We start from the raw sequence: 25013 nt of genomic DNA, 5'->3' as shown, positions 1-25013 counted from the left end.
CCCCACAATTTAAACGCCTTCAATCCGGAAGCCGCCCTGGCAAGAGGCGGATCCCTGGGAGAAAACCGTCATGGCCGATCTGGAGACTGCGCGCATTGCGCAGAGCCCGCATTTCAAGGAACTCGTCCACGAGCGCACGCGCTTCGGCTGGACGCTCACCATCATCATGCTGCTGATTTATTTCGGCTTCATCGGGCTGATCGCGTTCGACAAGGCGCTGCTGGCCGTGAAGATCGGCGGGGGCACCGCCTCCCTCGGTCTCGTCCTCGGCGTCACCGTGATCGTGCTCGCCTTCATCCTCACCGGCATCTACGTCCAGCGCGCCAACGGCCGCTTCGACGAGCTGACCGCCGCCCTCAAGCGAGACGTTGGCCGATGATCCGCCTCAAGCATCCCCTCGTCCTCGGCACAGCCCTGGCGGCTCTCGCCGTAACGGCCGCCTACGCCGCCGGTCCTGACCTCGGCGCGGTCAAGCAATCGGCGACGAACTGGCCGGCCATCGGCATGTTCGCGTTCTTCGTGCTGTTCACCCTCGGCATCACCTACAAGGCCGCCAAGGGCACCAAGTCGGCCGCGGACTTCTACGCGGCCGGCGGCGGGATCTCGGCGGGCACCAACTCGCTGGCCATCGCGGGCGACTACATGTCCGCCGCCTCGTTCCTCGGCATCTCGGGCCTCGTCTACACCTCCGGCTTCGACGGCCTGATCTACTCCACCGGCTTCCTCGTCGGCTGGCCGATCGTGCTGTTCCTCATCGCGGAGCGCCTGCGCAACCTCGGCAAGTTCACCTTCGCCGATGTCGCCTCGTTCCGCCTCGACCAGACCTCGATCCGCATCATCTCGGCCACCGGCACGCTGGTGGTGGTGGCGTTCTACCTGATCGCCCAGATGGTCGGCGCCGGAAAGCTGATCCAGCTCCTGTTCGGCCTGCCCTATCTCTACGCCGTCATCATCGTCGGCGTGCTGATGATCGTCTACGTGGCCTTCGGCGGCATGAAGGCGACCACCTGGGTGCAGGTGATCAAGGCCTGCCTGCTGCTCGGCGGTGCGACCTTCATGGCCGGCGCCGTCCTATACAAGTACGGCTTCAACCCCGAGGCCCTCTTCGCCGCCGCCGTCGCCACTCACCCCAAGGGTGACGCGATCATGGCGCCGGGCGGCCTCGTCAACAATCCGGTCGAGGCGATCTCGCTCGGCGTCGGCCTGATGTTCGGAACGGCCGGCCTGCCGCACATCCTGATGCGCTTCTTCACGGTGTCGGACGCCCAGGCAGCCCGCAAGTCGGTGTTCTACGCCACCGGCCTGATCGGCTACTTCTACATCCTGACCTTCATCATCGGCTTCGGCGGCATCGCCCTGCTGATGTCCGACCCGGCCTACTTCTCCCTCGACGCGGCCGGCGCCTTCGACAAGCTCAAGGGCATGATCGGCGGCACCAACATGGTGGCGGTGAACCTCGCCAACGCGGTGGGCGGCCCGTACTTCCTGGGCTTCATCTCGGCCGTGGCCTTCGCGACCATCCTGGCGGTGGTGGCGGGCCTGACCCTCGCGGGCGCCTCCGCGGTGAGCCACGACCTCTACGCCCAGGTGATCGCCCGCGGGCGCACCAACGAGGCCGCGGAGGTCCGACTCTCCAAGATCGCCGCCGTCGTCATCGGCATCGTGGCGATCTATCTCGGCTACGTCTTCGAGAATCAGAACGTCGCGTTCATGGTCGGTCTCGCCTTCTCGGTCGCGGCGAGCTGCAACTTCCCGGTCCTGACCATGTCGATCCTGTGGAAGGGCACCACCACCTGGGGCGCCCTCATCGGCGGCCTCGTCGGCCTCGTCGCGGCGGTCGGCATGGTGGTTCTGTCGAAGGCCGTCTGGGTCACCACCTTCGGGAACCCGGTGGCGATCTTCCCCTACGACAATCCGGCCCTGTTCTCGATGCCGCTGGCCTTCCTGACGATCATCGTCGTCTCGAAGCTCGACAACACCAAGCGGGCCCAGCGTGAGCGCGCACTCTTCGATGCGCAATTCGTTCGCTCGGAGACCGGGATCGGCGCCGATGGAGCCCACGCACACTGAGCCACTGACCCCATCAGTGTCGGCGAGATGAGAGGGCGCGACGCAAGTCGCGCCCTCTTTCGTTGCGACCCTGAATTCTAATCCCTCCCAAATGCAAAAAAAATTTCGGGAAGACTTGAAAAATATCCGAATTCAGGACAGTGCGGCGGTGTTTGGGACTTGGGCGAAAACGTGGCGTGGCCTAGCATCCGGCCACGGGTCCCAGGCATAGGCTCGCGCAATCGGTGCGCCTGAACAGTCCGGGCAGGCTGAGCGACAAGGCTTCGGGACCTGCAGGGTCAAACACGTCACGGGTGGACTACGCCCGGGCAGAACGAGACTTGGAGAAACGTCCCATGGTTGCGTCCAGCGCAATTCCCATCAGCGATCCGGCCACACGGCCGATGAGCGCCGGCGAGAAGAAAGTCATTCTCGCCTCGTCCCTCGGCACCGTCTTCGAGTGGTACGATTTCTACCTCTATGGATCGCTCGCGACGATCATCGGGGCGCAGTTCTTCTCGGCGTATCCGGAAGCCACGCGCAACATCTTCGCCCTGCTCGCCTTCGCGGCCGGGTTCCTCGTCCGCCCCTTCGGCGCCCTGGTGTTCGGCCGGCTTGGCGACATGGTGGGGCGCAAGCACACCTTCCTCATCACCATCCTGATCATGGGCATCTCGACCTTCTGCGTCGGCCTGCTGCCCTCCTACGATACCCTGAACGGCTACGGCATCGGCTGGGTCGCCCCGGTGACGCTGCTGGCGCTGCGCATGCTCCAGGGCCTGGCTCTGGGGGGCGAGTACGGCGGCGCGGCCGTCTACGTGGCCGAGCATGCCCCACGAGGCCGCCGCGGCTTCTACACCGCCTTCATTCAGACGACCGCGACCCTCGGACTGCTGCTCTCGCTGATCATCATCCTGTCGACGCAGGGCTACGTGAACGGTGCCTACGCGCCGACGGTCACGACGGCAGCTGACGGCACCCAGACCACCCTTACGGCCTTCCAGGCCTGGGGCTGGCGCATCCCGTTCCTCGTCTCCTGCGTGCTGCTGCTCATCTCCGTCTGGATTCGCCTGCAGATGAACGAGAGCCCGGCCTTCAAGAAGATGAAGGAGGAAGGCACCCACTCCAAGGCGCCGCTCTCGGAGGCATTCGGCCAGTGGCGCAATGCCAAGTGGGCGCTCCTCGCCCTGCTCGGCCTTACCGCCGGCCAGGCGGTGGTCTGGTACGCCGGGCAGTTCTACGCCCTGTTCTTCCTCCAGAGCATCCTCAAGGTCGACCAGTTCACCGCCAACGTGCTGATCGCCTGGTCGCTGCTGCTCGCCACCGGCGGCTTCCTGTTCTTCGGCGCGCTCTCCGACAAGATCGGGCGCAAGCCGGTGATCCTCGGCGGCTGCCTGATCGCGGCGCTGACCTACTTCCCGCTGTTCGAGCAACTCACCGCCAACGCGAACCCGGCGCTCTACCAGGCGCAGTCGACGGTGCCGGTGGTGGTCAAGACCAACCCGGACGATTGCTCGTTCCAGTTCAATCCGGTCGGTACGGCCAAGTTCACCAAGGCGTGCGACGTCGCCAAGGCGCTGCTCGCCCGCTCCGCCGTGAACTACACCACCGAGCCGGTCGCCGCCGGCGCACCGACCATCGTGACCATCGCCGGCAAGGACTTCCCCGTCGCCGACCCGGCCTTCGCCAAGGCGGTGCCGGCGGCGCTCACCGCGGCGGGCTACCCGGCGCCGGCCGGCAATGCCAGCATCGTCAAGGCCGCCAATCCGATCGACATCTTCACGGGCCAGAAGCTCGTGGTCATCGGTATCCTGACGATCCTCGTCCTCTACGTGACGATGGTCTACGGCCCGATCGCGGCGGCCCTGGTGGAGCTGTTCCCGACCCGTATCCGCTACACTTCGATGTCGCTGCCCTATCACATCGGCAACGGCTGGTTCGGCGGCCTGCTGCCGGCGACCTCCTTCGCCATCGTCGCCCAGACCGGCAACATCTACAACGGCCTGTGGTACCCGATCGCGATCGCCGCGATGACCTTCGTCATCGGTCTCCTCTTCATCCCGGAGACCAAGGATCGCGATATCTTCACCTACGACGAGAACCCGGTCCGCTAAGGCCTGGCTCTCCCCCGAGGGGCCCCGCCGCGAGGCGGGGCCCTTTCTCGTTTCAGCGGGCCTGGGGCTCCGGCGTGGTCAGGAAATCGGTGACCAGCAGGGCGTGGTCCGCGATGCTCTGACGGGCATACGCCATGGCGAAGTCGGCGACCGCCTCGTCGAAGGCGGAACCCTTGCCGAGATAGCCGGCGATCATCGCCGCGTCACCCGAGCGGGCATGGGCACGGGCGAGGGTCGTGCCGCAGAGCTTGGCGTAGGGCTTGGCGCCGCTCTCGGCGAGGATCTCCGACACCGCCGACAGCTTCCGGTTCTTGAGCTGGCGCACGTAGTAGCAGCGGCCGCTCGCGTCGGAGAACGCGGTGCCAAGGAACAGGTCGCTGGCCGCCTGCATGATCCGCTGGCCGTCGATGACCCGCTGGCCTTCGGAGGCGATGCTGAACGGCTTAAGCGCGAGCTGGCCGATCACCGACGGACGGGCTTCCTTGATCTGCAGGAACAGCGGGGCGCCGTCCGCATCGGCGTAGATCCCGACGGCGCAGACCAGTCCCACCGAGCCGATGCCGACGACCTTGAAAGAGACGTCGCGTTGGGCGTAGCGCGAGAGCAGGGTCCAGCGGTCGGCGCTGAGGCTGTGCGGATAGGCGAGCAGCGCCGCCGCCGCGTCGCGCACCGCCTCGGTGAGGCCGCCCGGCCCCTGGTGGAAGATGGTCGGCGCCTTGTCGGCGATGCGCCAGTCCGCGGGGTCGGTCTCGTGCGGGACCACCGCGAGGGTCGGCACGTCGCCGCGGCTGAGGCCGTCGGCATGCTCGGTCCCGGCCTCGGACAGGAGACGCCGGCAGAGGTCCCCGTCACCGAGGCGCCCGACCTCGTGATCGAGGTCGATCCGGCTGTGCCAGATCGCCAGGGGCGAGAGAGCGGCGAGCTCCCGCATGTGCTCGCGATAGGCCCGGACGCCGGCCCGCGCCGCGCGGCGCGCCTTGTCCGCGCCCCGCGGCAGGGCGGCCAGGGCGATGCTGGCGGCGAGTCGCTTCACGTCGACGGTGAAGTCGACGTTCCACAGGGTCTCGTCGAAGTCGTTGATGTCGAACAGCGTCTGCCCCTCGGGACTGCGGTAGACGCCGAAATTGCCGATGTGGCAGTCGCCGCAGGCCTGAACCGGGATACCCGGCACCGGTACGCCTTCCAGGTCGGCCGCCATCACGGCGGCGGCCCCACGCAGGAAGGCGAACGGGTCAACCCGCATCCGCTCCCGGCGCAGGGGCACCAGTTCGGCGAGTCGGCCGGCATCCCCCGCCTGCAGGACCGCGAGGGGATCGCGCTGCGGCGTCGGCCGCCACTCGGCGTGGGATTCCCGCGAGACCTGTTCGCGCAGGCGCTTACCCGCCGCGCGGCGCTCCTCGCGGCGACTGGAATGTTGGGTGTGGGTCATGGGGTCGGGCCTCGTGGACTCGGAAAGCGCGGCCGTTCCCAGCCGCCCGGAAGAGGCGTCAGTGCCGGAAATGGCGGTGGCCGGTGAACACCATGGCGAGACCGGCCTCGTCGGCCGCCTTGATCACGTCGGCATCGCGCATGGAGCCGCCGGGCTGGATCACCGCCGTGGCGCCGGCCTCCGCCGCCGCGATCAGTCCGTCGGCGAAGGGGAAGAAGGCGTCGGAGGCGACCACCGAGCCCTTGGCGAGGCTCTCGGCTGCACCGAGGCGCTTGGCGCCCTCGGCCGCCTTCCAGGCGGCGATGCGCGAGGAATCCACCCGCGACATCTGACCGGCCCCGATGCCGACCGTCGCGCCGTCGCGCACATACACGATGGCGTTCGACTTGACGTGCTTGGCGACCCGGTAGGCGAAGCGCAGATCGGCGTATTCTCGCTCCGACGGTGCGCGCTGGGTGACCACCGTCAGCGGCATGTCGTCGACCACCGCCGCGTCCCGGGCCTGGACCAGGAGGCCGCCCGCGAGGGTCTTCACGGTCTCGCCGGCCCCGCGCGGGTCGGGCAGGCCGTCGGCGAGGAGGAGACGCAGGTTCTTCTTGCTCGCGACGATCGCGATCGCCTCCGCGGTGGCGTCCGGCGCGATGATGACCTCGGTGAAGATCTCGACGATCCGGCGCGCGGCCTCGGCATCCAGGGGACGGTTCAGGGCGACGATGCCGCCGAAGGCCGAGGTCGGATCGCAGCTCAGGGCGCGCTCGTAGGCTTCGCGGAGACTCGCGCCCTCGGCCACGCCGCAGGGATTGGCGTGCTTGATGATCGCCACCGCCGCCGAGCGCGCCGGGTCGAACTCGGCCACGCACTCGTAGGCCGCGTCGGTGTCGTTGAGGTTGTTGTAGGACAGCTCCTTGCCCTGGAGCTGGCGCACGGTGGCGACGCCCGGGCGCGGCAGGCCGGGAGACCGGTAGAACGCCGCGCTCTGGTGGGGATTCTCGCCGTAGCGCAGGGGCTGGGCGAGGCTGCCGCCGAAGGCCCGGTAGGCCGGCGTCGCCGGGCTCTCGATCTGGCCGGCGAGCCAGTTGGCGATGGCGGCGTCGTAGGTCGCCGTGCGCGCATAGGCTTTCTGGGCAAGGCGGCGCCGGGTGCGCTCATGCAGGCTGCCGGCATTCGCCTCCAGTTCGGCGAGGAGATCGGCGTAGTCCGCGACATCCACTACGACCGCGACGTCGGCGTGGTTCTTCGAGGCGGCGCGGATCATCGCCGGGCCGCCGATGTCGATGTTCTCGACGCAATCGTCGTAGGAGGCGCCCTTCGCCACCGTCGCCTCGAACGGGTAGAGGTTGACCACCAGCAGATCGATGGCGCGGATCCCGTGCGCCGCCAGGGCCGCCTGATGCTCGGGGTTGTCGCGCACCGCGAGCAGGCCCCCGTGAACGCCGGGATGCAGGGTCTTCACCCGACCGTCCATCATCTCGGGAAAGCCCGTCAGCTCGGCGACCTCGGTCACCGGGAGGCCGGCCGCGCTCAGGGTTTTGTGGGTGCCGCCCGTGGAGACGAGCTCGATGCCGAGGCGATCGAGGGCGGTGGCGAACGCGACGAGGCCTTCCTTATCCGAGACGGAGAGGAGTGCGCGGGTGACCCGCACTTGGTCATGCGACATGGCGTTGCGTCCGGAGGCAAGCGACAAGAAACTGCGCGGCGCGTACCACGAAATTGTGCGCTGCGGCCAGTCGTCCCCTCAGCCTTGCCGCGCCGGAGCCCGGGCGAAGCCCCAGCGGATGCGGGTGTCCTCGGCGACCGACAGGTAGAGCACGATCTGGTCGGTGCGGCGGGCGCCGGTGATTCCGGCGAAGTAGACGCTCTCCTCCAGGGCGACGGGTACGCCCTCGGCCCCGAAATGCCAGATCTCGCCGATCGGCGACGTCAGTTCGAGACGGCCGTCGTCGAGGCCGCGCGCCGCGATCGCCGGATGGAGGTGGAAGCGCACCGCCACTTCCTGCGGCCGGTGCCGTGCCTTGCCGCGCTTGGCGTCCGGCGGGCGGACGAAGGCATCCTCGCCCTCGAGGAGGTTGCCGTTGCGCGCCAGGCGCCAGCGCCGTTCATGGACGAGGCCGAGATCACCCAGATAGCCGTCGTGACGCGCCGCCAGGATGGTGGCGCCCTCCTCGGTGGTCCGCTCCGCCTTCACGTCGCGAGGGCCGCGCAGGATCACGGGTCCGATCCGGTGCGAGAGCCAGGTCACGGCCCAGCGCTCGTACCAGGCCCCCCCGCCGACGAGGAAGCGGCAGGACGAGGTGTCGCCGACCGTCGCGGTGGAATGGGCGGCGGTGCTGCGGGCCAGGCGGCGCAGCTCGGGGCCACTCGCCGGCAGGCCACAATTGACGACGATGCGCTGCGGGCCGCTCGACATCTCGAAGGACAGGCACCCGGCCCCCGCGTTGATGGAATCGGGCAGGGGCGGCGGCGCGCCGACATCGGCGACGACGAGGACCCGTCCGCCCTCCAGGCGCTCGTAGCCGGAATTCGGTGCATGCATCATCGGCTGCGCCAGGGCGCCGTCGTAGACCAGCAGGGTGGCGAGGTGGTCCGCCGCCGTAGCGCCCATGCCGTTGAAATGGCTCAGCGACGCGTCGGGATGCCGGAGCAGGCGCAGGAGCGGCAGCATGCGGTCGATCGCGTGCAGGAGCGCTTCCGGCGGGTCGATGCTGCGCGACAGGAAGCTCTGGCGCAGGGGCAGCAGGTCGAGGAGGAGTTCCATGGCGAAGCGCGGATCGCGGCTGCGATGGCCGCCGTCGCGCAAGATCTGTCGTTCGAGCTCCCGCACCAGGATGCGGGTCGAGCGACGCAGGATCGGCTGGATGCCGTCACAGCACAGGCCGGCGTAGCAGAGCGCCACCGCCGCCAACAGGCGGCTCTGCGGGGAGATGCTCCGGCGCAGGTCGCTCTCGAGGTCGCGGGCCGTCTTGCCAAGAGCCTTCAGGAAGACCTGGTAGAAGGCGTGGTCGGCGCCCTCCAGGACGAGCGGCGACTGGCACAGGAAGGAGATCAGCCGGCGAGCGGCGACCGGCGTCGGTCGGGCGAGGGCCGCGTCGCCCCGGCCGGCGATGAAATCGGCCACGAAAGCGCGGGCGTTGGCGCGAGCGAGGGCCGTATCGGCCGCGCGCAGGTGGCGAAGCCAGCCGAAGCCATAGAGGATGTCGGCCCATTCCGGAGAGGGCGGGGCGTAGTCGAAGGGCGAGCGGCCACTGACCGACAGGGATCGCCCCGCGAAGACGAAGAGGCCGGCGTAGATGTCGTCGGCGAAGGTCGCGTCGCTGGTCCGCAGGTCATGCGGCGCGATGACCAGGGCCGTGACGCGGGCGCGGGCAAGAATATCCGGTCGGCCGCTCACCCGGGCATAGGTGTCGCGCACCGAGCGCGCGACTTCGCGTCCGATCAACCGATAGAAGCGCCAGCGATCAGTCCCCCAACGCACGCACTCTCCTCTTCCGGGGGCACGGCCGCAGGCCGGCGTCGCACCGCGACCTGTCCATAACGTAACTAGGCCGTGGCCCTTAACCTGCGGTTAACCTCAAGTCACCCGCCCCATCGGTGGCAGAGAGCCTCACTCCACCGGGCCGGAGGCGACTTGCCGAACCGGCCGGGCGCTGCGCGCATCGGCGGCCTTCAAAGCCTTCCAGCTGTTCGGCTGCGCCACGAAGGCCCGCAGAGCCGCCGTGTTGGCCGCCGCTTCCTCGGGCGAGAGATCCTGGCGGGAGACGGCTTCCGCTTCGGCGAACTTGCCCTGCAGGCCGAGCACGAGGGCGAGGTTCTGGCGCACCCGCGCATCGGCGCGGGGCTGCTCCGAGGCCCGCCGCAGGGTCGCCTCGGCCTGCGCCAGCTGGCGGCCGAGGGCGTAGGAGAGCCCGAGGTTCGACAGGATGACGGGATCATCCGGCTGGATCTTCAGCGCCGCCTCGTAGAAGCCCTGCGCCCGGGTGTGGTCGTTGAGCTGGTCCGCCACCGCGCCCTGGGCCGACAGGACACGCCAGTCGGGACGCGCCGGGGTGTGGGCGTTCTGGAGAACGTCGGCCGCCTCCTGGAACCGGCCGACCTCGGACAGGCTCTTGCCGTAGGCGGCCAGGACGGTGTTGTTCTTCGGGTTGCGCAGGGCCGCCTGCTGCAGGACCGCGACGGCCTGGCTCTTCTGGTCCGTGGCCCGCAGGGCCTGGGCGTAGCGAAGGGCCAGGGACAGGTCGTTCGAGTCGGCGGCGTACCTCTCGCCGAGGGCCTCGACCTCCCGCCGGGTGATGATCGCCGGGTTCTGGGAGCGGCCGAAGCCCGGAAGGGAGATCCCCCCGATGGAGCCGGTCGTTTCCGGGGATCGGGACTGGCAGCCGGCGGCAAGCGCCGCCACCAGCGCCGCCGACAGGACGGGCATCGGGCGCACCCGAGAGAACTTGACCAGCGGCCCGACCATGACGCGCTCCACGACGGCCCGCAGGGGCCCAGAATTTGCTCAGGCGAACGCTTCGCGCTCCCGATGCCCAGGTGATAGAGCGTTAACCCTAACCCGCCGTTAATCTCCCGGCCCTGCCCTTGCGAGTTCCATGACCCAGACCCTGTCCCGCCTCGTCGCCGATCCCGGCGACGCGATCCCGATCCTCAGCGTCACCCCGGAAACCTGGCCCCGGGTCGAGGCGTCGCTGCCGGGCCCGCAGGCGGCCTATGCCCGGGCGACGGAGTTCGCGCCGAAGGCCGGGCGGATCGCCCTCCTCCCGGCGGCCGACGGTCGTCTGGGCCGGATCCTGTTCGGCCTGGGCGATGGCAGTGATCCGCTGATCGCCGGCAAGCTTCCCGGCGCCCTTCCGCCCGGCACCTATCGCTTCGTTGCCGCCGACGGGTTCGATGACGGCGCCGCCGCCCTCGCGTGGCTCCTCGGAAGCTATCGTTTCGCGCGGTATCGCGAGGCCGGCGCCGAGCGCCCGGCCCTGGTCGTGCCGGAGGGGGCCGACGGGCCAGCCATCACCCGCATCGCCGAGGCCGTGGCGCGGGGCCGCGACCTCGTGAACACCCCGGCCAACGATCTCGGTCCTGCGGAGATCGAGGCCGCGGTGCGCGCGGTCGCCGAGCGCCACGGCGCCACCGTCTCGGTCGTGACGGGGGACGATCTCGCCGCGGGGTTTCCCCTCGTCCACACGGTCGGTGCGGCCTCGCCGCGGGCCGCGCGCCTCATCGACCTGTCCTGGGGACCGACGGACGCACCGCGGGTGACCCTTGTCGGCAAGGGCGTCGCCTTCGACACGGGTGGGCTCGACATCAAGCCGTCCAGCGGCATGCTTCTGATGAAGAAGGACATGGGCGGTGCCGCCGCTGCCCTGGCGGTCGCCGACATGGTGATGGGCTCGGGCCTGAACCTGCGGCTGCGCCTGATCGTGCCGGCGGTGGAGAATGCCATCTCGGGCAGCGCCTTCCGGCCGGGCGACGTGATCCGCAGCCGGGCCGGGCTGACCGTCGAGATCGGCAACACCGATGCGGAGGGGCGGCTGATCCTCGCCGATGCCCTCGCGCTGGCGGAGGCCGACCGGCCGGATCTGCTCCTCGACTTCGCCACCCTGACGGGGGCAGCCCGCGTCGCGCTGGGTCCCGATCTTCCGGCCTTCTTCACCGAGGACGAGGCGCTGGCCGCGGCGGTGTCCGAGGCGGGGATCGCCGTCGCCGACCCCGTCTGGCGCCTGCCCCTGCACAAGCCCTACGCGAGCCTGCTCGAGTCGAAGGTCGCCGACCTGAACAACGTCTCGGGCGGTCCCTTCGCCGGGGCGATCACGGCGGCCCTCTTCCTGCGGCGGTTCGCGCCCGGCACGCGGGCGCACGTCCATTTCGACCTCTACGGATGGAACCCGTCGACCAAGCCCGGCCGGCCGGAGGGGGGCGAGGTGCAGACCACCCGCCTCGTCCATGCCCTCCTCGCACAGCGCTATCCGAAAGCCTGATGGCGGCCGCGTCCGCTGCCCGTCACGTCGCGCATCGGCGTGCGAGTTCGCTCAGGCGCCGAGCTTCAAGCGCCGAGTTTCAAGCGCCGAGCATCGCCTTCTCGGATTCGTAGGCGGCCCGTACGGGCGCTTCGCCGTAGATCCGCTCCAGCCGCCGCACGGTGAAGTGCGCCCGGGCGGTGGACTGGAAGTGGTCCATGAAGGCGGCGTTGACCGCGGCGCCACCGACGGCGCCGAGAATCGGCACGGCCTGCGCCGCCACCTTCTGGGAGACCACGAGGCCGAAGCGGGCCGCGATCTGCGTCGAGAAGCGGATCAAAGCCGGTGCAGCCTCGTCGAGGAGCGCTCGATTGCCGGCGTAGCGCGCCGCCTCGACCATCGTCTTGGCGAGGGCCGCGCGTACGGCGAAGTAGCCGCTCTCGGTCAGGGCGCTGCCGGCCGCTTCGCGCCCACCCAGGGCAAAGACCTGGACGCAGGCCAGGGCATTCTCCGGATCGCTCAGATCCTCGCCCTCCTCCCGGGCGATCTGCGCGATCGAGCGCAGCATCAGGGTGGTGGAGACCGGCAGTTCGATCGCCAGGGTCGCCAAGCCGAAGGCGCCCCCGAGGGCACCGGAGACGGCTGCCATCGCTTTGTGACCGAAGGCGCTGGAGGGCAGGTACTTCGCCAGGCGCGTCGCCGTGCGCACCGTCGCGGACTCCGTCTCGGCCGGACCGGCGAGCAGCGGGTCGGTCGGAACCGGGATCGCGCGTCCCTCCGGCAGCGTCGCCAGGGCCACCTTGAGCGAGGCGCGCATGGCGCTCTCCGTCGCCTGAGACACCGCGTCGGTGACCGGCGCGGGCAAGGCGCGACCGATCATATCCAGGGGTGCGCCGGCCACGGCCGAGAGCCGCGCCGCGAGCCCTGGCTTCTCCAGGGCTTCGACGGCGCGCCGCAGCGCTGCGCGATCGGTCTCGCTGAGGCCGGGAAGGCCCGGGCTCACGGCCGGGGTGTTGCTGGTGTCGTCGACGAGTTTGATGTTGCTCACGTCTGCAATCTCATCCGTGTGCCGGGTGGGGTTTCGCGGGCCGGCCTGCGCCAGGGTGGTCCTGGCCGGTGGAAGCAAGGCCGGGGCCCCGCGGATGGTTCCCGCCGATCTCGTCGCCCGCGGCGGCTTCAGGGCGGACCGGGTCCGTCGCGGTCGCTTCGGCGGCGGACGCCGTTCGGTCACCCGCCCGGCCGACCAGCAGGCAGAGGACCACCACCGGGATGCCGACCGCCGCCGTGAAGGCGAAGAAGATCGGATATCCGTAGGCCGACACGACGAAGCCGGAGGTTCCGGCCACGAGCTTGCCCGGGAGCGCGTAGAGCGAGGAGAAGAGCGCGTACTGCGTCGCCGCGAAGCCCGGCGCGGTCAGGCTCGACATGTAGGCGATCAGCGCCATCCCGGCGAAGGAGCCGCAGAAATTGTCGATCGAGATCGCCGCCGTGAGACGCCAGACCTCCGGTCCGCCGAAGGAGAGCCAAGAGAAGGCAAGGTTCGAGGCCGCGCCCAGGAAGGCGCCCACCACCAGGGTGGGGAACAGGCCGAACCGCGTCATGGCCCAGCCGCCCACGAAGGCGCCCGCGATGCCCACCCAGATGCCGTAGAGCTTCGAGACGGCGCCGATCTCCACGAGGGTGAACCCCACCTCCCGGTAGAGCGGGCTCGCCATCACGCCGGAGATGAAGTCCGGCAGGCGATAGAGGGCGACGAGGAGCAGGATCGCCCAGAGGCCGGCACCCAGCCGGGTGTGCAGTTCGGTCAGGGGCTCGAGCACTGCGCCCCGGAAGGTCCAGGTCCGCGCCGGGGCAGCCGGCGTCGCTTCGGTGATCGCGCGGTCATAGGCCGGGGCGAGCAGCGCCGCCACCATGCCGACGCCCAGCAGGGCCGCCATCGAGAGGTAGGCGACGCTCCAGCCATAGGCGCTGGCGACGAAGAGGGCTCCGGCACCGGCCGACATCAGGGCGAGGCGGTAGCCGAGGTTCGAGGTGGCGGCCATCACCCCCTGCAGGTCCGTGCCGGCTGCGTCGATCCGCCAGCCGTCGATCACCACGTCCTGCGTCGCGGCGCAGAAGGCCACGAGGAAGGCGCCGAGGCCGAGGAGCGCCAGGCTGGTGCCGGGATCGGCGAAGGCCATGAGGGTCAGTGACAGGGCGACCGCGCACTGGGTCGCGATCATCCAGGCCCGGCGGCGGCCCAGCGCCCGGCTGAGCACCGGCACATCGAACCGGTCGATGATCGGGGCCCAGAAGAACTTCAGGCTGTAGGGGAGCGCCAGGTAGCTGAAGAGCCCGATCGATTTGACGTCGACGTCCGAGTAGGCGAGGCGCGTCGAGAAGGTGCCGAGCACGAGCAGCAGCGGCAAACCCGACGAGAATCCCAGGGCAAGCATCAGCAGGATGCGGGGATCCTCGACGATGTCCCGCAGTCGGAGGCGGCGGCTCGGGATCTCCAGGGCGTCGCTTTGGGCCATGGCATGGAACTCCTGGGGGCCGAAAGGCTTGATGCCCGCGAACCATAGCAGGCCTCGTCGCCGGCCCGACACGGGGCTGTCGCCGGGCCCGCGTGCCGTGGTGCATCGCTTACCATCGGCAGCATGCCTTCCGAAATCTTAACGCGAGGTCTCGCATCTTCCTGTTAGCGGCCCGACCGCCCTCAAGTGGTTCCACGATCCAGGAGTTGACGGCGGGGTATCCCGGCAGTTCAAGTCTGTGTTCGCGCCCGAGTGGACAGGCGACGGGCCAACGTCCAGACCAACAGTTCGGGTGTCTCGTCTTGGCTGAAGCCGATCATGACGCATAGGGAAACGCCGGCCACCAGGGCACGCGGCCTCGGGATCAACGCAGGCGCATTCGTGGCGGCGTTCACCGCGAGTCCGACGCCCATGGTCCTGACCGACCCGCGCCAGCGCGACAACCCGATCGTCTGGGCGAACGATGCCTTCCTGAGCCTCACCGGCTACGCCTGGGAGGAGGTCTCCGGTCGGAACTGCCGCATGCTTCAGGGGCCCGAGACCGATGCGCGCGCCGTGCGCCGGCTGCGCGACGCGGTGAGCGCCGGGCGCCCGATCGAGATCGAGTTGGTCAATTACCGGAAGGACGGAACCTCGTTCTGGAACGGCATGACCGTGGCCCCGGTGCACGACGAGACGGGGCAGATCGTGCACTTCTATTCGGCCCAGGCCGACATGACCGGCAAGTACCGGAACGAAGTCGCGATGAAGGATGCGCACGACGAGCTCGAGAGACGGGTCGGAGAGCAGACCGCCGACCTTCGCGCCGCCCTCGAGCAGAAGACCGCGCTCCTCCACGAGGTCGACCATCGGGTCAAGAACAACCTCCAGGTCATCTCTTCGCTGATGCTGCTGAAGGCCCGGCGCACCCCGCGCGGCGAGGCCCGGGATGCCCTGCAGGGGATGGCGGAGCGCATCGGCGCCCTCTCGACCGTGCACCGGATGCTCTACTCCACCGGCGACGTCACACGATTCGACCTGCGCGAGTTCGCCGAGGACTTTGTCTCGGAGCTGGTGGCGGGGCTCGACACGGACCGAACGGCCGTCAGTGCGGAGATCGACTCGATCGCCGTCTCGGCCGCGATGGCCGCGCCCCTGGCGCTGATGATGCACGAACTGGCGACCAACGCCGTCCGGCACGCGTTCCCGGACAGCCGGCCGGGGCGCATCACGATCACCGCGCAGCGCAGCGAGGACGGCCTGCGCATGCTGATCGAGGATGACGGCGTCGGCTTGGCCGGTGGCACGCCGAACCCTGCGGGATTCGGTCGCTCCCTGGTGGAGATGGTGGTGCGCCAGCTACGCGGCGTGATCGCCTGGAGCGACGTCGCACCGGGCACCCGCGTCGAGATCGTCGTTCCCCTGGACGCGATCTCGCTTCAGAGTGCCATTACGGATCGGGCGCCGGGCCCGGAATGGGCATCCCCATGACCGAGACGCCCCTGCGGATTCTCGTGGTCGAGGATGAGGTCCTCATCGCCCTCGAACTGGAATGCCTGCTGGATGACCTCGGCCACATCACGGTGGGCGTTGCCGGCAGCTCGGCGGAAGCGATCGCCCTGGGGCGGGCGACCTCCCCCGACGTGGCCTTCGTGGACATCCACCTGATCGACGGCCCCACCGGGGTCGAGGTCGCCCGCGCCCTCAGCGCGGATCCTCACACCACCGTCGTGTTCATGACGGCGAACGCCAAGCGCATTCCCGACGATTTCGCCGGTGCGGTCGGAGTCATCGCGAAACCCTACTCCGAGCGCGTGGTCGCCGGCGCGCTGCGCTACGTCGCGGACCGGCGTGCGGGCCTTGCGGCCACGGTCGAGGGGCTGGACGGGTTCCGCCTGGCATCCGCGACCGAGAGCGCCGAGCGGCATCTTCCCGTGCGGTGAGATCTTCCCGTGCGTTGAGATCGACGGCGCAGTCTTCGCCGCGCTAGCGGTTCGCAGGTCCGGCGCCGGCGGTGGCCAGGGCGCGGCGGTTCTCGGCCTGACTGCTGACTTCGCCGTAGAATTTCGTCGCATCGCCGAGCTGGATCGAGGGCTGGCAATTCGGCGTGCAGGAGTAGGATTCGCGTTCGAGGCCGCGCTGGACCGTGATCACGGCCGCCTGCGGCGCCTGCACGCTGATCGTGGATTCCGCCAGCATCTGCCCGGCGGCATCGAGGGCGATCAGGTTGGTGCTGCCGAAGCTCTTCCCGGTCAGGATCAGGACGCCGTTTCGCTGAAGGGCGACGTCGGCGATCATCGGATTGCCGACGATGACGGTCGAGGTCTTCTCCGGCAGGCGCATGACCTTGGCGTTGTCGACGGTGACCGCCACGATGGTGGGCGGCGCGTCCGGGGCCTGAGCACGCACCGGCCCGCAACCGAAGATGGCATACCCTGACAGGACAAGCGCCGCCAGGATCCTAAGAGGGATGTGGGGCGGAAGGGTTGGGGAGTGCATCGGACGCTCACTGGACCGCACGGCGCGACGCAGATCGTGATTGATCTCGGTGCATCGGGACGCACCCATCGGCCGAAGCTCGGCATCCAAGAGACACCAGTACGGTAAACAAACCGACAACCTCGTTGTCCCACCGAGGATACAACGCTGCCATGTAGTCGGGCAGTGAAGGCAGTTTGACTGAAGTAGGCCTAGCTGTTCGCGGGAAGTTATCAAGCGGGGCGGTGAACACGGTTGTCGATGGCGGAATGTTGCGTTTACCAAAAGCTCACCAAACCCCGACGCGATTTCCTCCGGCTGGGTTTCGGCGAACGATTTAACCCAATGGCAAGGGCACCTGGGCACACTGAACCTGTCGCCGATTGAGACGCCTACAGCGTGAACGGCACATTCACTTCCAGGGGAATTTTGCCATGACCACCATGTTCAAGCGTTTCGTGGCCGACGAGTCCGGTGCAACCGCGATCGAGTACGGCCTGATCGCTTCGCTCATCGCCGTCGCCGTCGTCACCGTCCTGGGCACGGTCGGAACGAACCTGAGAGCGACCCTGACCACCGTGGCGAACAACCTGAAGAGCTCGTAATCACGGTCCGCGCAGCCGGAAAGGTCTCGCGGCTCCGGCCCCGGTGGCCGCGCGGCGCGCTGTCGATCTTCCGATTTTGCCGGTTTCGAGGAGTATTGCGGATTGTCCGCGATGCTCCTCGCTCCGTTCTGGATCCAGGGTAGCGTTCGCGCTCGAGGTATCGAACCCTGTCTCGGGTCTCGCGGCACGGACTTTTAATCCGGGTCCGGGATGGTGTGGAGAGACCGGGCCGCCCAAGGGCCTCGCACTTCCAAGAGACACAGGCCCGCACGGGGCAGGACCGAAAGCGACATGGCCAGCGTCAGTCTCCTCGTCGTGTTCCCATTCCTGATGGCCTACGCCGCCGTCAGGGACCTTCTGACGATGCTCATTCCCAACACCGTCTCGGTCGCCCTGGTCGTCGGCTTCGCGGTCTTCTCCGTCGCCACCGGGCTCGGCTGGGACGACCTCGCCGGCCATCTCGGCGCTGGCGCGGCGACCCTGGTCGTCACCTTCACGCTCTTTGCCTTCGGCGTCATCGGCGGCGGCGATGCGAAGCTCGCGGCCGCGACGGCGCTGTGGATCGGCTTCGACCAACTGGCTGGCTACCTCGTCGTCGCCTCTCTTGCCGGCGGCGTGCTGACCCTGCTGCTCCTCGCCCTGCGCCAGCAGCCGCTCCCGTCTTCCGTCGCCCGCCTCCCCTTCGTGCTTCATCTGCACGACGCGAAGACCGGCGTCCCCTACGGCATCGCCCTGGCGCTCTCGGCGCTCCTGGTGCTGCCCGACACGGCGATCTGGCTCCGATTGGTCGCAGTCTAATCGGCGTTGCTTATCGGTTCGGCACTGCTTCAGACCGATTACACCTTGTTAACCGTAATTTGAGGAATGCCAGGCCACTCTGGACCGACACGGCGATGTGCCGTCGCAAGTTCGAGTTCGGCGATGAAACCAGCCAGACTGGCCGTCCTTGCCATAGCCCTCGTGGCAGGTGGTGGCGCGGCGTTGTTGATCAGTGGGGAGGACAAGCCGGTCGTGCAGCCGGCTGCCATTGTCCCGCCCCCCGTCGTGCCGATGACGGACGTGCTCGTCGCCGCCGCCGAATTGCCGATGGGCCAGAACATCCAGGCCCCGGATCTGCGCTGGCAGCCCTGGCCGAACGATGCCGTCACCACCGGCTACATCACCCGCACCAATTCGCCCCGCGGCATGGAGGAGATCGTCGGGTCGATCGCCCGGTCGAGCTTCCTCGCGGGTGAACCGATCCGGCCGCAGAAGCTCGCCCGCTCCGACGGCGGCTTCATGGCCGCGATCCTGCCCGCAGGCATGCGGGCCATCGCCGTCACGATCGATGCGATCGGTAGCAACACCGCGGGCGGCTTCATCCTCCCCAACGACCACGTGGACGTGATCCGGACCTATCGCGACGAGGAATCCTCGCGCGGGAGCGCGGAGGTGCAGGTCTCCGAAACGTTGCTCCAGGACGTGCGCGTCCTGGCGATCGGACAGATCCTCCAGGAGAAGAACGGCAACAGCGTCGCCACAGGCCAGACGGCGACGTTGGCCCTGACGCCGGCGCAGGCCGAAACCGTCACGCTGGCCCAGAAAGTCGGCCAGCTCTCGCTCTCGCTGAGGAGCCTGATGGATAGCGGGCGCGCGGCCGAGCCCCTTCTCGAGAATCGTCCGGAGACGGCCCTGACCGTGGTGCGGTTCGGCGTCGCGAAGCAGCAATCGCGACGCTGAGGGACGCACACGCACCATGACTGAGGACATGTCGATGACCCCCTCCCCCCGGCTGGCGGCGCGCCGCACCCCGCTGCTGGCCTGCCTTCTCGCGGGCCTCCTGCCCGGTGCGATGGTCGGTCCGAGCTACGGTCAGCCCTCGGGCGGACTGACGGCGGCCCCGATCCTCGCGGTCGGGACCAACGAAACAGCGACCTCGCGCCGGGTCGATCTCACCATGGGACGCTCCCTGGTGATCGATCTGCCGCGCGATGCCAAGGAGGTCTTCGTCGCCAATCCGAAGGTCGCCAACGCGGTCGTCCGCTCGACCCGAAAGGTGTTCATCATCGGCATGGAGAACGGGGCCACCTCGATCTTCATCATGGATGCCGAGGGCCGGCAGATCACCGCCCTCGACGTCACGGTGGCGCGTGACCTTAATGTGCTGCGCCAGACCCTCAACCAGAGCATCACGGGGGGGCGCTTCGACGTGCGCGCCGCCGGGGACTCGGTCGTGCTGACCGGGACCGTCAACTCGGCGTCCGAGGCGGCCCAGGCCCTCGACATCGCCAATGCCTTCGTGGGGATCTCGGGTTCCGGCCCGGCGGCGCGCGGCGCCGTCATCAACAACCTGACGATCCGCGGCAAGGATCAGGTCATGCTGCGCGTCACCGTGGTGGAGGTGTCGCGCACGGTCCTGAAGCAGTTCGGCGTCAATCTCAGCGGCGGCTGGTCCGGGCTGAACCTCGTGAACACGGCGCCGCTCGCCCTGAACGGCGGCTCGTTCCCGACCGGCAACCTCCTGTCCGGAACGATCAACGGACCCGGCGGAGCGAACCTCACGGCGACGCTGCGGGCCTTCGAGCAGGCGGGCGTCTCCCGCGTCCTGGCCGAGCCGACCCTGACGGCGATCTCAGGCGAGTCCGCCACCTTCACGGCCGGCGGGCAGATCCCGGTTCCGTCGAACCTGAGCTGTACCTCGGTCGGCACCAGCACGATCCAGACCTGCGTTCCGAGCGTGAGCTACAAGGATTACGGCGTCAGCCTCAACTTCACGCCCGTGGTTCTGGCGGAGAACAAGATCTCGGTGCGCGTGGGCACGCAGGTCACCGAGATCGACCAGCAGAACGCCCTGAACCTGAACTTCACCGGCACCACCACGGCCGTGCCGGGATTCACCGTCCGCAAGTCGGAGACCACGATCGAGCTCGCCTCGGGCGCGACGATGATGACCGCCGGCCTGATCCAGCAGCGCAACAAGGCGGCGATCACCGGGCTGCCGGGGCTGATCAACCTGCCGATCATCGGCGCGCTCTTCCGGTCGCGCGATTACCAGCGGCAGGAAACCGAGCTGATGATCATGGTCACGCCCTACATCGCCAAGCCGATGGAGCCGCGCCAGGTCTCCCGCCCGGACGACGGTTTCGTGGATGCGCAGGATGCGCAGGCCATCCTGCTCGGCCGCTTCAACCGCCTCTACGGCGTCGCCGGCGCCAGTCCCCTCGGCACCGCCTATCGCGGCCGCGTCGGCTTCATCACCGATTAGTTCGGCGCACTCCCCACCGATCCAGACGCTCCGGCCCCGGCATCAGCAGGACCCGCCCCCGATGTCCACCTCTTCCCTCCGCAGCCCGCTGGCCCTCGTGGCCGTGGCCGGCGTCGCCGCCCTGCTCGGGGCTTGTCGCGCCGATCCCGTCCTGACCACCGGCTCGCTCTATCCGGCCGATTACCGCGCGCGGCATCCCCTGGCTCTCGCCGAGGGCGTGCGCACCCTCGACGTGTTCGTCACCGGCACGGGTCATATCGATCCGCGCCAGGCCGCCGACGTCGACGCGTTCCTCTTGGAATACCGGCGCTATGGACGCGGGACTCTGGCCCTCGACGTTCCTGCCGGCGGCACGCCCGTCACGGCCGCCGCGGTGGAGCGCACGGCCGCGGCCCTGCGTCGGATGAGCCTGGACGGCGGCGTCTCCGATCATCAGGTCGTGGTCGCCCGCTATGCGGTGGCCAATCCCAACCTCGCGGCACCCCTCCGCCTCAGCTTCCAGCGCATGGAAGCCAAGGTCGGGAGCCAGTGCGGAACCTGGCCGCAGGATCTCGGCGTGGGTGATCCCGGCTTCAGCGGTCGCAACGAGGCGTACTGGAACTTCGGCTGCGCGACGCAGTCGAACGTCGCCGCCCAGATCGCGGATCCCGTCGATCTCGTCCGAGCCCGCCCGGAGGGTCGGATCGACACGATCCGGCGCACGAACGACATCGGCAAGATCCGCGACGGCAAGGATCCGTCAATCGAATGGCGTCAGGATGGGAAGACCTCGATCAAGGCGCAGGTCTCTCAATAACCGCGCTCAGCGGGCGCTCCGACTCGCCCGCGACCTGACCCGTCTTCGCTCCCGCATCGGCGGCAACCTGAACCGGAATTCCCTTCATGACGGATCTGAACGAGACGTCCGAGCGCATCATCGCTCCCGTGCCGCGGATCACGATTCAGGCGTTCTGCGAGACGCAGGAAAGTGCGGCGCTGATCGAATCGGCCGGCTCGGACCGACGCCTGCAGAAGGCGCACATCAAGGTTCAGATGGGCGGCGGCGCCGCGGCGGTCGAAGCGTATCGGCATGCCCCGACGCCGAACGTCATCGTCATCGAGACCCAGGGCGCGAAGTCGCGCCCGCTGGAATGCCTCGATTCGCTGGCCGAGGTCTGCGACGAGGGAACGAAGGTCGTGGTCATCGGGCACGTCAACGACGTCGCGCTCTACCGGCAGTTCATCCAGCGCGGCGTCAGCGAGTACCTGATGGCGCCGGTGCGTCCCATCGATCTCATCCAGGCGATCTCGGACCTGTTCACGGCACCGGGTGCCAAGCCGGTCGGGCGCACCGTCGCCGTCGTGGGCGCGAAGGGCGGTGTCGGCGTCTCAACCCTCGCGCACAACCTGGCCTGGACGATCGGTCGCGAGCAGGACACCGCGACGGTCATCGCCGACCTCGATATCGCCTTCGGGACCGCGAGCCTGAACTTCAACCAAGATCCGCCCCAGGGCATCGCGGAAGCCGTGTTTGCGCCGGATCGCCTGGATTCAAACCTTCTCGACCGGCTCCTGTCGAAGTGCAGCGACAACCTTTCGCTGCTTGCTGCCCCCGCCACCCTGGACCGCACCACCGATCTTGCCGAGCCGGCCTTCGACCACCTGCTCGACCTGTTGCGGGCCGCGGTGCCGTGCGTCGTCCTCGACGTGCCGCATCAGTGGACCGCCTGGTCGCGCCGGCTGATGATCAGCGCCGACGAGATCCTGATCGTCGCAAGCCCCGAGCTTGCCGCCCTGCGCAACACCAAGAACCTGCTGACGCTCCTGCAGCAGCACCGCCCGAATGACCGCAAACCCCGGATCATCCTCAACGGTGTCGGTGTGCCCAAGCGTCCCGAGATCGCCGCGGCCGAGTTCGCGAAATCGCTCGACACCACGATCACCGCCTCGATTCCCTTCGACGCCGCGCTGTTCGGGACCGCCGCCAATAACGGGCAGATGATCGGCGAGGTGCAGGCCAACGCGAAGGCGGCTGAGATCTACTCGTCGCTCGCCGCCTCGATCACCGGCCGCGCCGAACTGCGCCGTGCGCGCCCGAACCTGTTCGAGCCCCTGCTCTCCAAGCTCGCCCGTCGCAAGGCGTCGTGATGCCCCGGCCTGCTCATCGTGACCTGACCGCCAGGAGGCTGCACCATGTTCGGTAGACGATCCGGCAGCGCGGCGGTGCTGGCGCCGCGTCCGGCGGCCGTGGTCGACAAACCGCAAGTCTCGCTCCCGGTCCACGACGATTCCGCCCTGCGTCCCCGCGCGGAGGCACCCCGCCGGCCCGAACCCGTGCCCATCATGGAATCGGTGAAGTCGGAGGATTATTTCCGCACCAAGAGCATGATCTTCGGGGCGTTGATCGAGGCGATCGATCTGTCCCAGCTCTCCCGTCTTGATGCGGAGTCGGCGCGCGAGGAAATCCGCGACATCGTCTCGGAGATCATCGGGCTCAAGAACATCGTCCTGTCGATCGCCGAGCAGGAAGAGCTGCTCGACGACATCTGCAACGACGTGCTCGGCTACGGCCCGCTCGAACCGCTGCTGGCCCGCGACGACATCGCCGACATCATGGTCAATGGCGCCAGCCGGGCCTTCATCGAGGTCGGTGGCAAGATCCAGCTGACCAACGTCCGCTTCCGCGACAACCAACAATTGATGAACATCTGCCAGCGGATCGTGAGTCAGGTCGGCCGGCGCGTCGACGAAGCCTCGCCGATCTGTGACGCCCGTCTGCCGGACGGATCGCGCGTCAACATCATCGCGCCCCCGCTGGCCATCGATGGGCCGGTACTGACGATTCGTAAGTTCAAGAAGGACAAGCTGACCCTCGACCAGCTCGTGAGCTTCGGCGCAATCTCGCCGGAAGGTGCCCGCATCCTCCAGATCATCGGCCGCGTCCGCTGCAACGTCGTCATCTCGGGCGGCACCGGATCTGGCAAGACCACGCTGCTGAACTGCTTGACCCGCTACATCGACGCCGACGAGCGCATCATCACCTGTGAGGATGCGGCGGAGTTGCAGCTGCAGCAGGCGCACGTGGTACGCCTCGAAACCCGGCCTCCCAACATGGAGGGCTCCGGGCAGGTCACCATGCGCGACCTCGTCAAGAACTGCCTGCGCATGCGGCCCGAGCGGATCATCGTCGGCGAGGTCCGCGGCCCGGAAGCGTTCGATCTTCTGCAGGCCATGAACACCGGTCATGACGGCTCGATGGGTACGCTGCACGCGAACTCCCCGCGCGAAGCCCTGGCGCGTATCGAATCGATGATCACCATGGGCGGCTTCAGCCTGCCGTCGCGGACGCTGCGCGAGATGATCTGCGGCTCCATCGACATCATCGTGCAGGCCACCCGCCTGCGCGACGGTTCGCGCCGGATCACTCACATCACCGAAGTGATGGGCCTTGAGGGTGACGTCATCATCACCCAGGATCTCTTCCTGTACGACGTGCTCGGCGAGGACGCGAACGGCAAGCTCATCGGGCGCCATCGCTCCACGGGGATCGGCCGTCCCCGATTCTGGGAGCGCGCCCGCTACTACGGCGAGGACGAAGCGCTGGCCGCTGCTCTCGATGCGGCCAGCGCAGGCGGGAGCGGGCTGTGAACGCCGGCGGTCTAGCCCTCGCCTCCGGTCTCCTCGCGCTCACGGCCGGGGGGCTCGCCTACGTCTTCGTCTTTCCCTACCTCTCCGGCGAGAAGCGCTCCGCCGAGCGGCGCAGGACTGTCAGCGTCGTGGCAACGCCCGGAAACCGGGTCGCGACGGTCAATCGCCGCGAGCAGGTCGCGAAGAGCCTCAAGGAAGTCGAAGCCAAGCGCGAAGGCACCAAGGTCACGCTGGAGCTGAAGCTGGCCCGCGCCGGCCTGTCCTGGTCGCGCAATCAATATTTCACTGTCTCCGCGGTGATGGCGGTGGTGTTCGGTCTGGTGATCCTGATCGCGACCGGAAATCCCCTCGCGGGCCTCGGCGCCGTCTTCGCCGGCGGCTTCGGCATGCCCCTCTGGCTCATTACCTATCTGCGTAAGCGGCGGATCAAGGCCTTCATCAACGAACTGCCGACGGCGATCGACATCATCACCCGCGGCGTGCGCGCGGGTATCCCGGTGGGCGACTGCTTCCGGATCATCTCGCGGGAAGCCGAGGAGCCGATCCGCAGCGAATTCCGTCAGGTGGTCGAATCGCAGACCCTTGGCCTGTCCCTCGGCGACGCCCTGATGAAGATGCACGAGCGCGTTCCCGTATCGGACGTCAACTTCTTCGCCATCGTCATCAGCATCCAGGCAAAGTCCGGCGGCAATCTGTCGGAGGCTCTGGCGAACCTGTCTCGGGTCCTGCGGGAGCGCAAGAAGATGGCCGGGAAGATCCAGGCGATGAGCATGGAGGCGAAGGCCTCCGGCGGCATCATTGCGGCGCTTCCCTTCATCGTCGCCCTCCTGACCTACCTGTCGAGCCCGGACTACATCTCTCTGCTCTGGCGGACCGATATTGGTAAGCTCGCCCTGGTCGGCTCGGCGATCTGGATGTCGCTCGGAGTCTTCACGATGAAGAAGATGATCAGCTTCGACGTCTGACGCTTCGATGCCCACCAACTCCTGAGTTCGAATCCTCGTCCGGTCGGATCGCACGGAGA

At 68.4% G+C, this 25013-nt stretch carries 21 protein-coding genes; 14 read left to right on the top strand and 7 right to left on the bottom strand.

The window, feature by feature from the left end; genetic code table 11:
* The first annotated feature begins 70 nt into the window (after positions 1 to 70).
* From ASF58_RS12290 to ASF58_RS12280, 3 genes are all read left to right on the top strand, one after another.
* On the top strand, positions 71 to 379 hold the full coding sequence (locus ASF58_RS12290) for a DUF485 domain-containing protein (RefSeq protein ID WP_055952280.1): 309 nt from the start codon (positions 71 to 73) through the stop codon (positions 377 to 379).
* Positions 376 to 2070 (top strand): cation acetate symporter, encoded by a 1695-nt coding sequence (locus ASF58_RS12285; protein ID WP_055952278.1) that lies wholly within the window; start codon positions 376 to 378, stop codon positions 2068 to 2070. The genes ASF58_RS12290 and ASF58_RS12285 overlap by 4 nt, the downstream gene beginning before the upstream one ends.
* A 335-nt stretch (positions 2071 to 2405) precedes the next feature.
* The gene (locus tag ASF58_RS12280) at positions 2406 to 4163 is read left to right on the top strand and encodes an MFS transporter (protein WP_055952276.1); all 1758 of its coding nucleotides are present in this window, start codon (positions 2406 to 2408) and stop codon (positions 4161 to 4163) included.
* Between the two features lie 52 nt (positions 4164 to 4215).
* Here ASF58_RS12280 and ASF58_RS12275 read toward each other — a convergent pair whose 3' ends face one another.
* The 4 genes from ASF58_RS12275 to ASF58_RS12260 all read right to left on the bottom strand — a co-directional run bounded on the left by ASF58_RS12275 (position 4216) and on the right by ASF58_RS12260 (position 10048).
* Positions 4216 to 5592: a DUF2252 family protein gene (locus tag ASF58_RS12275; protein WP_055952273.1), complete on the bottom strand. Its 1377-nt coding sequence runs from the start codon at positions 5590 to 5592 to the stop codon at positions 4216 to 4218.
* Positions 5593 to 5650: 58 nt separating this feature from the next.
* Positions 5651 to 7249, bottom strand: coding sequence for a bifunctional phosphoribosylaminoimidazolecarboxamide formyltransferase/IMP cyclohydrolase (gene purH, locus ASF58_RS12270; protein WP_055952270.1), 1599 nt, complete (start codon positions 7247 to 7249; stop codon positions 5651 to 5653).
* Between the two features lie 78 nt (positions 7250 to 7327).
* Positions 7328 to 9064 (bottom strand): heparinase II/III family protein, encoded by a 1737-nt coding sequence (locus ASF58_RS12265; RefSeq protein ID WP_055952268.1) that lies wholly within the window; start codon positions 9062 to 9064, stop codon positions 7328 to 7330.
* A 129-nt stretch (positions 9065 to 9193) separates the two neighbouring features.
* On the bottom strand, positions 9194 to 10048 hold the full coding sequence (locus tag ASF58_RS12260; RefSeq protein ID WP_055952265.1) for a tetratricopeptide repeat protein: 855 nt from the start codon (positions 10046 to 10048) through the stop codon (positions 9194 to 9196).
* A gap of 130 nt (positions 10049 to 10178) precedes the next feature.
* Here ASF58_RS12260 and ASF58_RS12255 point away from each other — a divergent pair, with 130 nt between their 5' ends.
* A complete protein-coding gene (locus ASF58_RS12255) occupies positions 10179 to 11561 on the top strand; it encodes a leucyl aminopeptidase family protein (protein WP_055952258.1) in 1383 nt (460 codons plus the stop codon).
* Positions 11562 to 11640: 79 nt separating this feature from the next.
* On the opposite strand, the gene ASF58_RS12250 is transcribed toward ASF58_RS12255, so the two are convergent.
* Together ASF58_RS12250 and ASF58_RS12245 are read right to left on the bottom strand one after the other, a co-directional pair.
* Positions 11641 to 12579, bottom strand: coding sequence for an EcsC family protein (locus tag ASF58_RS12250; RefSeq protein WP_244477333.1), 939 nt, complete (start codon positions 12577 to 12579; stop codon positions 11641 to 11643).
* 19 nt (positions 12580 to 12598) lie between these two features.
* The gene (locus tag ASF58_RS12245; protein ID WP_082513017.1) at positions 12599 to 14056 is read right to left on the bottom strand and encodes an AmpG family muropeptide MFS transporter; all 1458 of its coding nucleotides are present in this window, start codon (positions 14054 to 14056) and stop codon (positions 12599 to 12601) included.
* A gap of 318 nt (positions 14057 to 14374) precedes the next feature.
* Between ASF58_RS12245 and ASF58_RS12240 the strand changes: the two genes are divergently transcribed.
* Together ASF58_RS12240 and ASF58_RS12235 are read left to right on the top strand one after the other, a co-directional pair.
* Positions 14375 to 15526: a histidine kinase dimerization/phosphoacceptor domain -containing protein gene (locus ASF58_RS12240; protein WP_055952249.1), complete on the top strand. Its 1152-nt coding sequence runs from the start codon at positions 14375 to 14377 to the stop codon at positions 15524 to 15526.
* Complete coding sequence (locus ASF58_RS12235; RefSeq protein ID WP_244477298.1) at positions 15523 to 15978, top strand: response regulator; 456 nt, start codon at positions 15523 to 15525, stop codon at positions 15976 to 15978. Before ASF58_RS12240 ends, ASF58_RS12235 begins: the two co-directional genes overlap by 4 nt.
* A gap of 43 nt (positions 15979 to 16021) precedes the next feature.
* Here ASF58_RS12235 and ASF58_RS12230 read toward each other — a convergent pair whose 3' ends face one another.
* Positions 16022 to 16444 carry a pilus assembly protein N-terminal domain-containing protein gene (locus ASF58_RS12230; protein WP_244477297.1) on the bottom strand — a complete coding sequence of 141 codons (423 nt, stop codon included), beginning with the start codon at positions 16442 to 16444 and terminating at the stop codon, positions 16022 to 16024.
* A gap of 503 nt (positions 16445 to 16947) precedes the next feature.
* Between ASF58_RS12230 and ASF58_RS12225 the strand changes: the two genes are divergently transcribed.
* From ASF58_RS12225 to ASF58_RS12190, 8 genes are all read left to right on the top strand, one after another.
* Positions 16948 to 17118: a Flp family type IVb pilin gene (locus tag ASF58_RS12225; RefSeq protein ID WP_055952243.1), complete on the top strand. Its 171-nt coding sequence runs from the start codon at positions 16948 to 16950 to the stop codon at positions 17116 to 17118.
* Between the two features lie 291 nt (positions 17119 to 17409).
* Positions 17410 to 17916, top strand: coding sequence for a prepilin peptidase (locus tag ASF58_RS12220; RefSeq protein ID WP_055952241.1), 507 nt, complete (start codon positions 17410 to 17412; stop codon positions 17914 to 17916).
* Positions 17917 to 18039: 123 nt separating this feature from the next.
* Positions 18040 to 18837, top strand: a complete 798-nt coding sequence (cpaB, locus tag ASF58_RS12215; RefSeq protein WP_055952238.1) for a Flp pilus assembly protein CpaB — start codon at positions 18040 to 18042, stop codon at positions 18835 to 18837.
* A 112-nt stretch (positions 18838 to 18949) separates the two neighbouring features.
* Entirely contained in the window at positions 18950 to 20362 is a 1413-nt protein-coding gene (locus tag ASF58_RS12210) for a type II and III secretion system protein family protein (RefSeq protein ID WP_244477332.1), read from the top strand.
* Positions 20363 to 20423: 61 nt separating this feature from the next.
* Positions 20424 to 21158 carry a CpaD family pilus assembly protein gene (locus ASF58_RS12205; protein ID WP_055952232.1) on the top strand — a complete coding sequence of 245 codons (735 nt, stop codon included), beginning with the start codon at positions 20424 to 20426 and terminating at the stop codon, positions 21156 to 21158.
* Positions 21159 to 21244: 86 nt separating this feature from the next.
* The gene (locus ASF58_RS12200) at positions 21245 to 22489 is read left to right on the top strand and encodes an AAA family ATPase (protein ID WP_055952229.1); all 1245 of its coding nucleotides are present in this window, start codon (positions 21245 to 21247) and stop codon (positions 22487 to 22489) included.
* Positions 22490 to 22534: 45 nt separating this feature from the next.
* Positions 22535 to 23989 carry a CpaF family protein gene (locus tag ASF58_RS12195; RefSeq protein ID WP_055952226.1) on the top strand — a complete coding sequence of 485 codons (1455 nt, stop codon included), beginning with the start codon at positions 22535 to 22537 and terminating at the stop codon, positions 23987 to 23989.
* The gene (locus tag ASF58_RS12190) at positions 23986 to 24954 is read left to right on the top strand and encodes a type II secretion system F family protein (RefSeq protein WP_055952223.1); all 969 of its coding nucleotides are present in this window, start codon (positions 23986 to 23988) and stop codon (positions 24952 to 24954) included. The genes ASF58_RS12195 and ASF58_RS12190 overlap by 4 nt, the downstream gene beginning before the upstream one ends.
* Positions 24955 to 25013: the final 59 nt, after the last annotated feature.

Origin of the sequence: Methylobacterium sp. Leaf125 (genome assembly GCF_001423085.1) — a bacterium.
Lineage (GTDB): Bacteria > Pseudomonadota > Alphaproteobacteria > Rhizobiales > Beijerinckiaceae > Methylobacterium.
This window is presented reverse-complemented; position numbering and strand designations above follow the sequence as displayed.

Coding starts and splice junctions, on each gene's coding strand:
- ASF58_RS12290 (WP_055952280.1), top strand. CDS start 71: ATGGCCGATCTGGAGACTGCGCGCATTGCGCAGAGCCCGCATTTCAAG.
- ASF58_RS12285 (WP_055952278.1), top strand. CDS start 376: ATGATCCGCCTCAAGCATCCCCTCGTCCTCGGCACAGCCCTGGCGGCT.
- ASF58_RS12280 (WP_055952276.1), top strand. CDS start 2,406: ATGGTTGCGTCCAGCGCAATTCCCATCAGCGATCCGGCCACACGGCCG.
- ASF58_RS12275 (WP_055952273.1), bottom strand. CDS start 5,592: ATGACCCACACCCAACATTCCAGTCGCCGCGAGGAGCGCCGCGCGGCG.
- purH (WP_055952270.1), bottom strand. CDS start 7,249: ATGTCGCATGACCAAGTGCGGGTCACCCGCGCACTCCTCTCCGTCTCG.
- ASF58_RS12260 (WP_055952265.1), bottom strand. CDS start 10,048: ATGGTCGGGCCGCTGGTCAAGTTCTCTCGGGTGCGCCCGATGCCCGTC.
- ASF58_RS12255 (WP_055952258.1), top strand. CDS start 10,179: ATGACCCAGACCCTGTCCCGCCTCGTCGCCGATCCCGGCGACGCGATC.
- ASF58_RS12245 (WP_082513017.1), bottom strand. CDS start 14,056: ATGGCCCAAAGCGACGCCCTGGAGATCCCGAGCCGCCGCCTCCGACTG.
- ASF58_RS12240 (WP_055952249.1), top strand. CDS start 14,375: ATGACGCATAGGGAAACGCCGGCCACCAGGGCACGCGGCCTCGGGATC.
- ASF58_RS12235 (WP_244477298.1), top strand. CDS start 15,523: ATGACCGAGACGCCCCTGCGGATTCTCGTGGTCGAGGATGAGGTCCTC.
- ASF58_RS12225 (WP_055952243.1), top strand. CDS start 16,948: ATGACCACCATGTTCAAGCGTTTCGTGGCCGACGAGTCCGGTGCAACC.
- ASF58_RS12220 (WP_055952241.1), top strand. CDS start 17,410: ATGGCCAGCGTCAGTCTCCTCGTCGTGTTCCCATTCCTGATGGCCTAC.
- cpaB (WP_055952238.1), top strand. CDS start 18,040: ATGAAACCAGCCAGACTGGCCGTCCTTGCCATAGCCCTCGTGGCAGGT.
- ASF58_RS12210 (WP_244477332.1), top strand. CDS start 18,950: ATGGTCGGTCCGAGCTACGGTCAGCCCTCGGGCGGACTGACGGCGGCC.
- ASF58_RS12205 (WP_055952232.1), top strand. CDS start 20,424: ATGTCCACCTCTTCCCTCCGCAGCCCGCTGGCCCTCGTGGCCGTGGCC.
- ASF58_RS12200 (WP_055952229.1), top strand. CDS start 21,245: ATGACGGATCTGAACGAGACGTCCGAGCGCATCATCGCTCCCGTGCCG.
- ASF58_RS12195 (WP_055952226.1), top strand. CDS start 22,535: ATGTTCGGTAGACGATCCGGCAGCGCGGCGGTGCTGGCGCCGCGTCCG.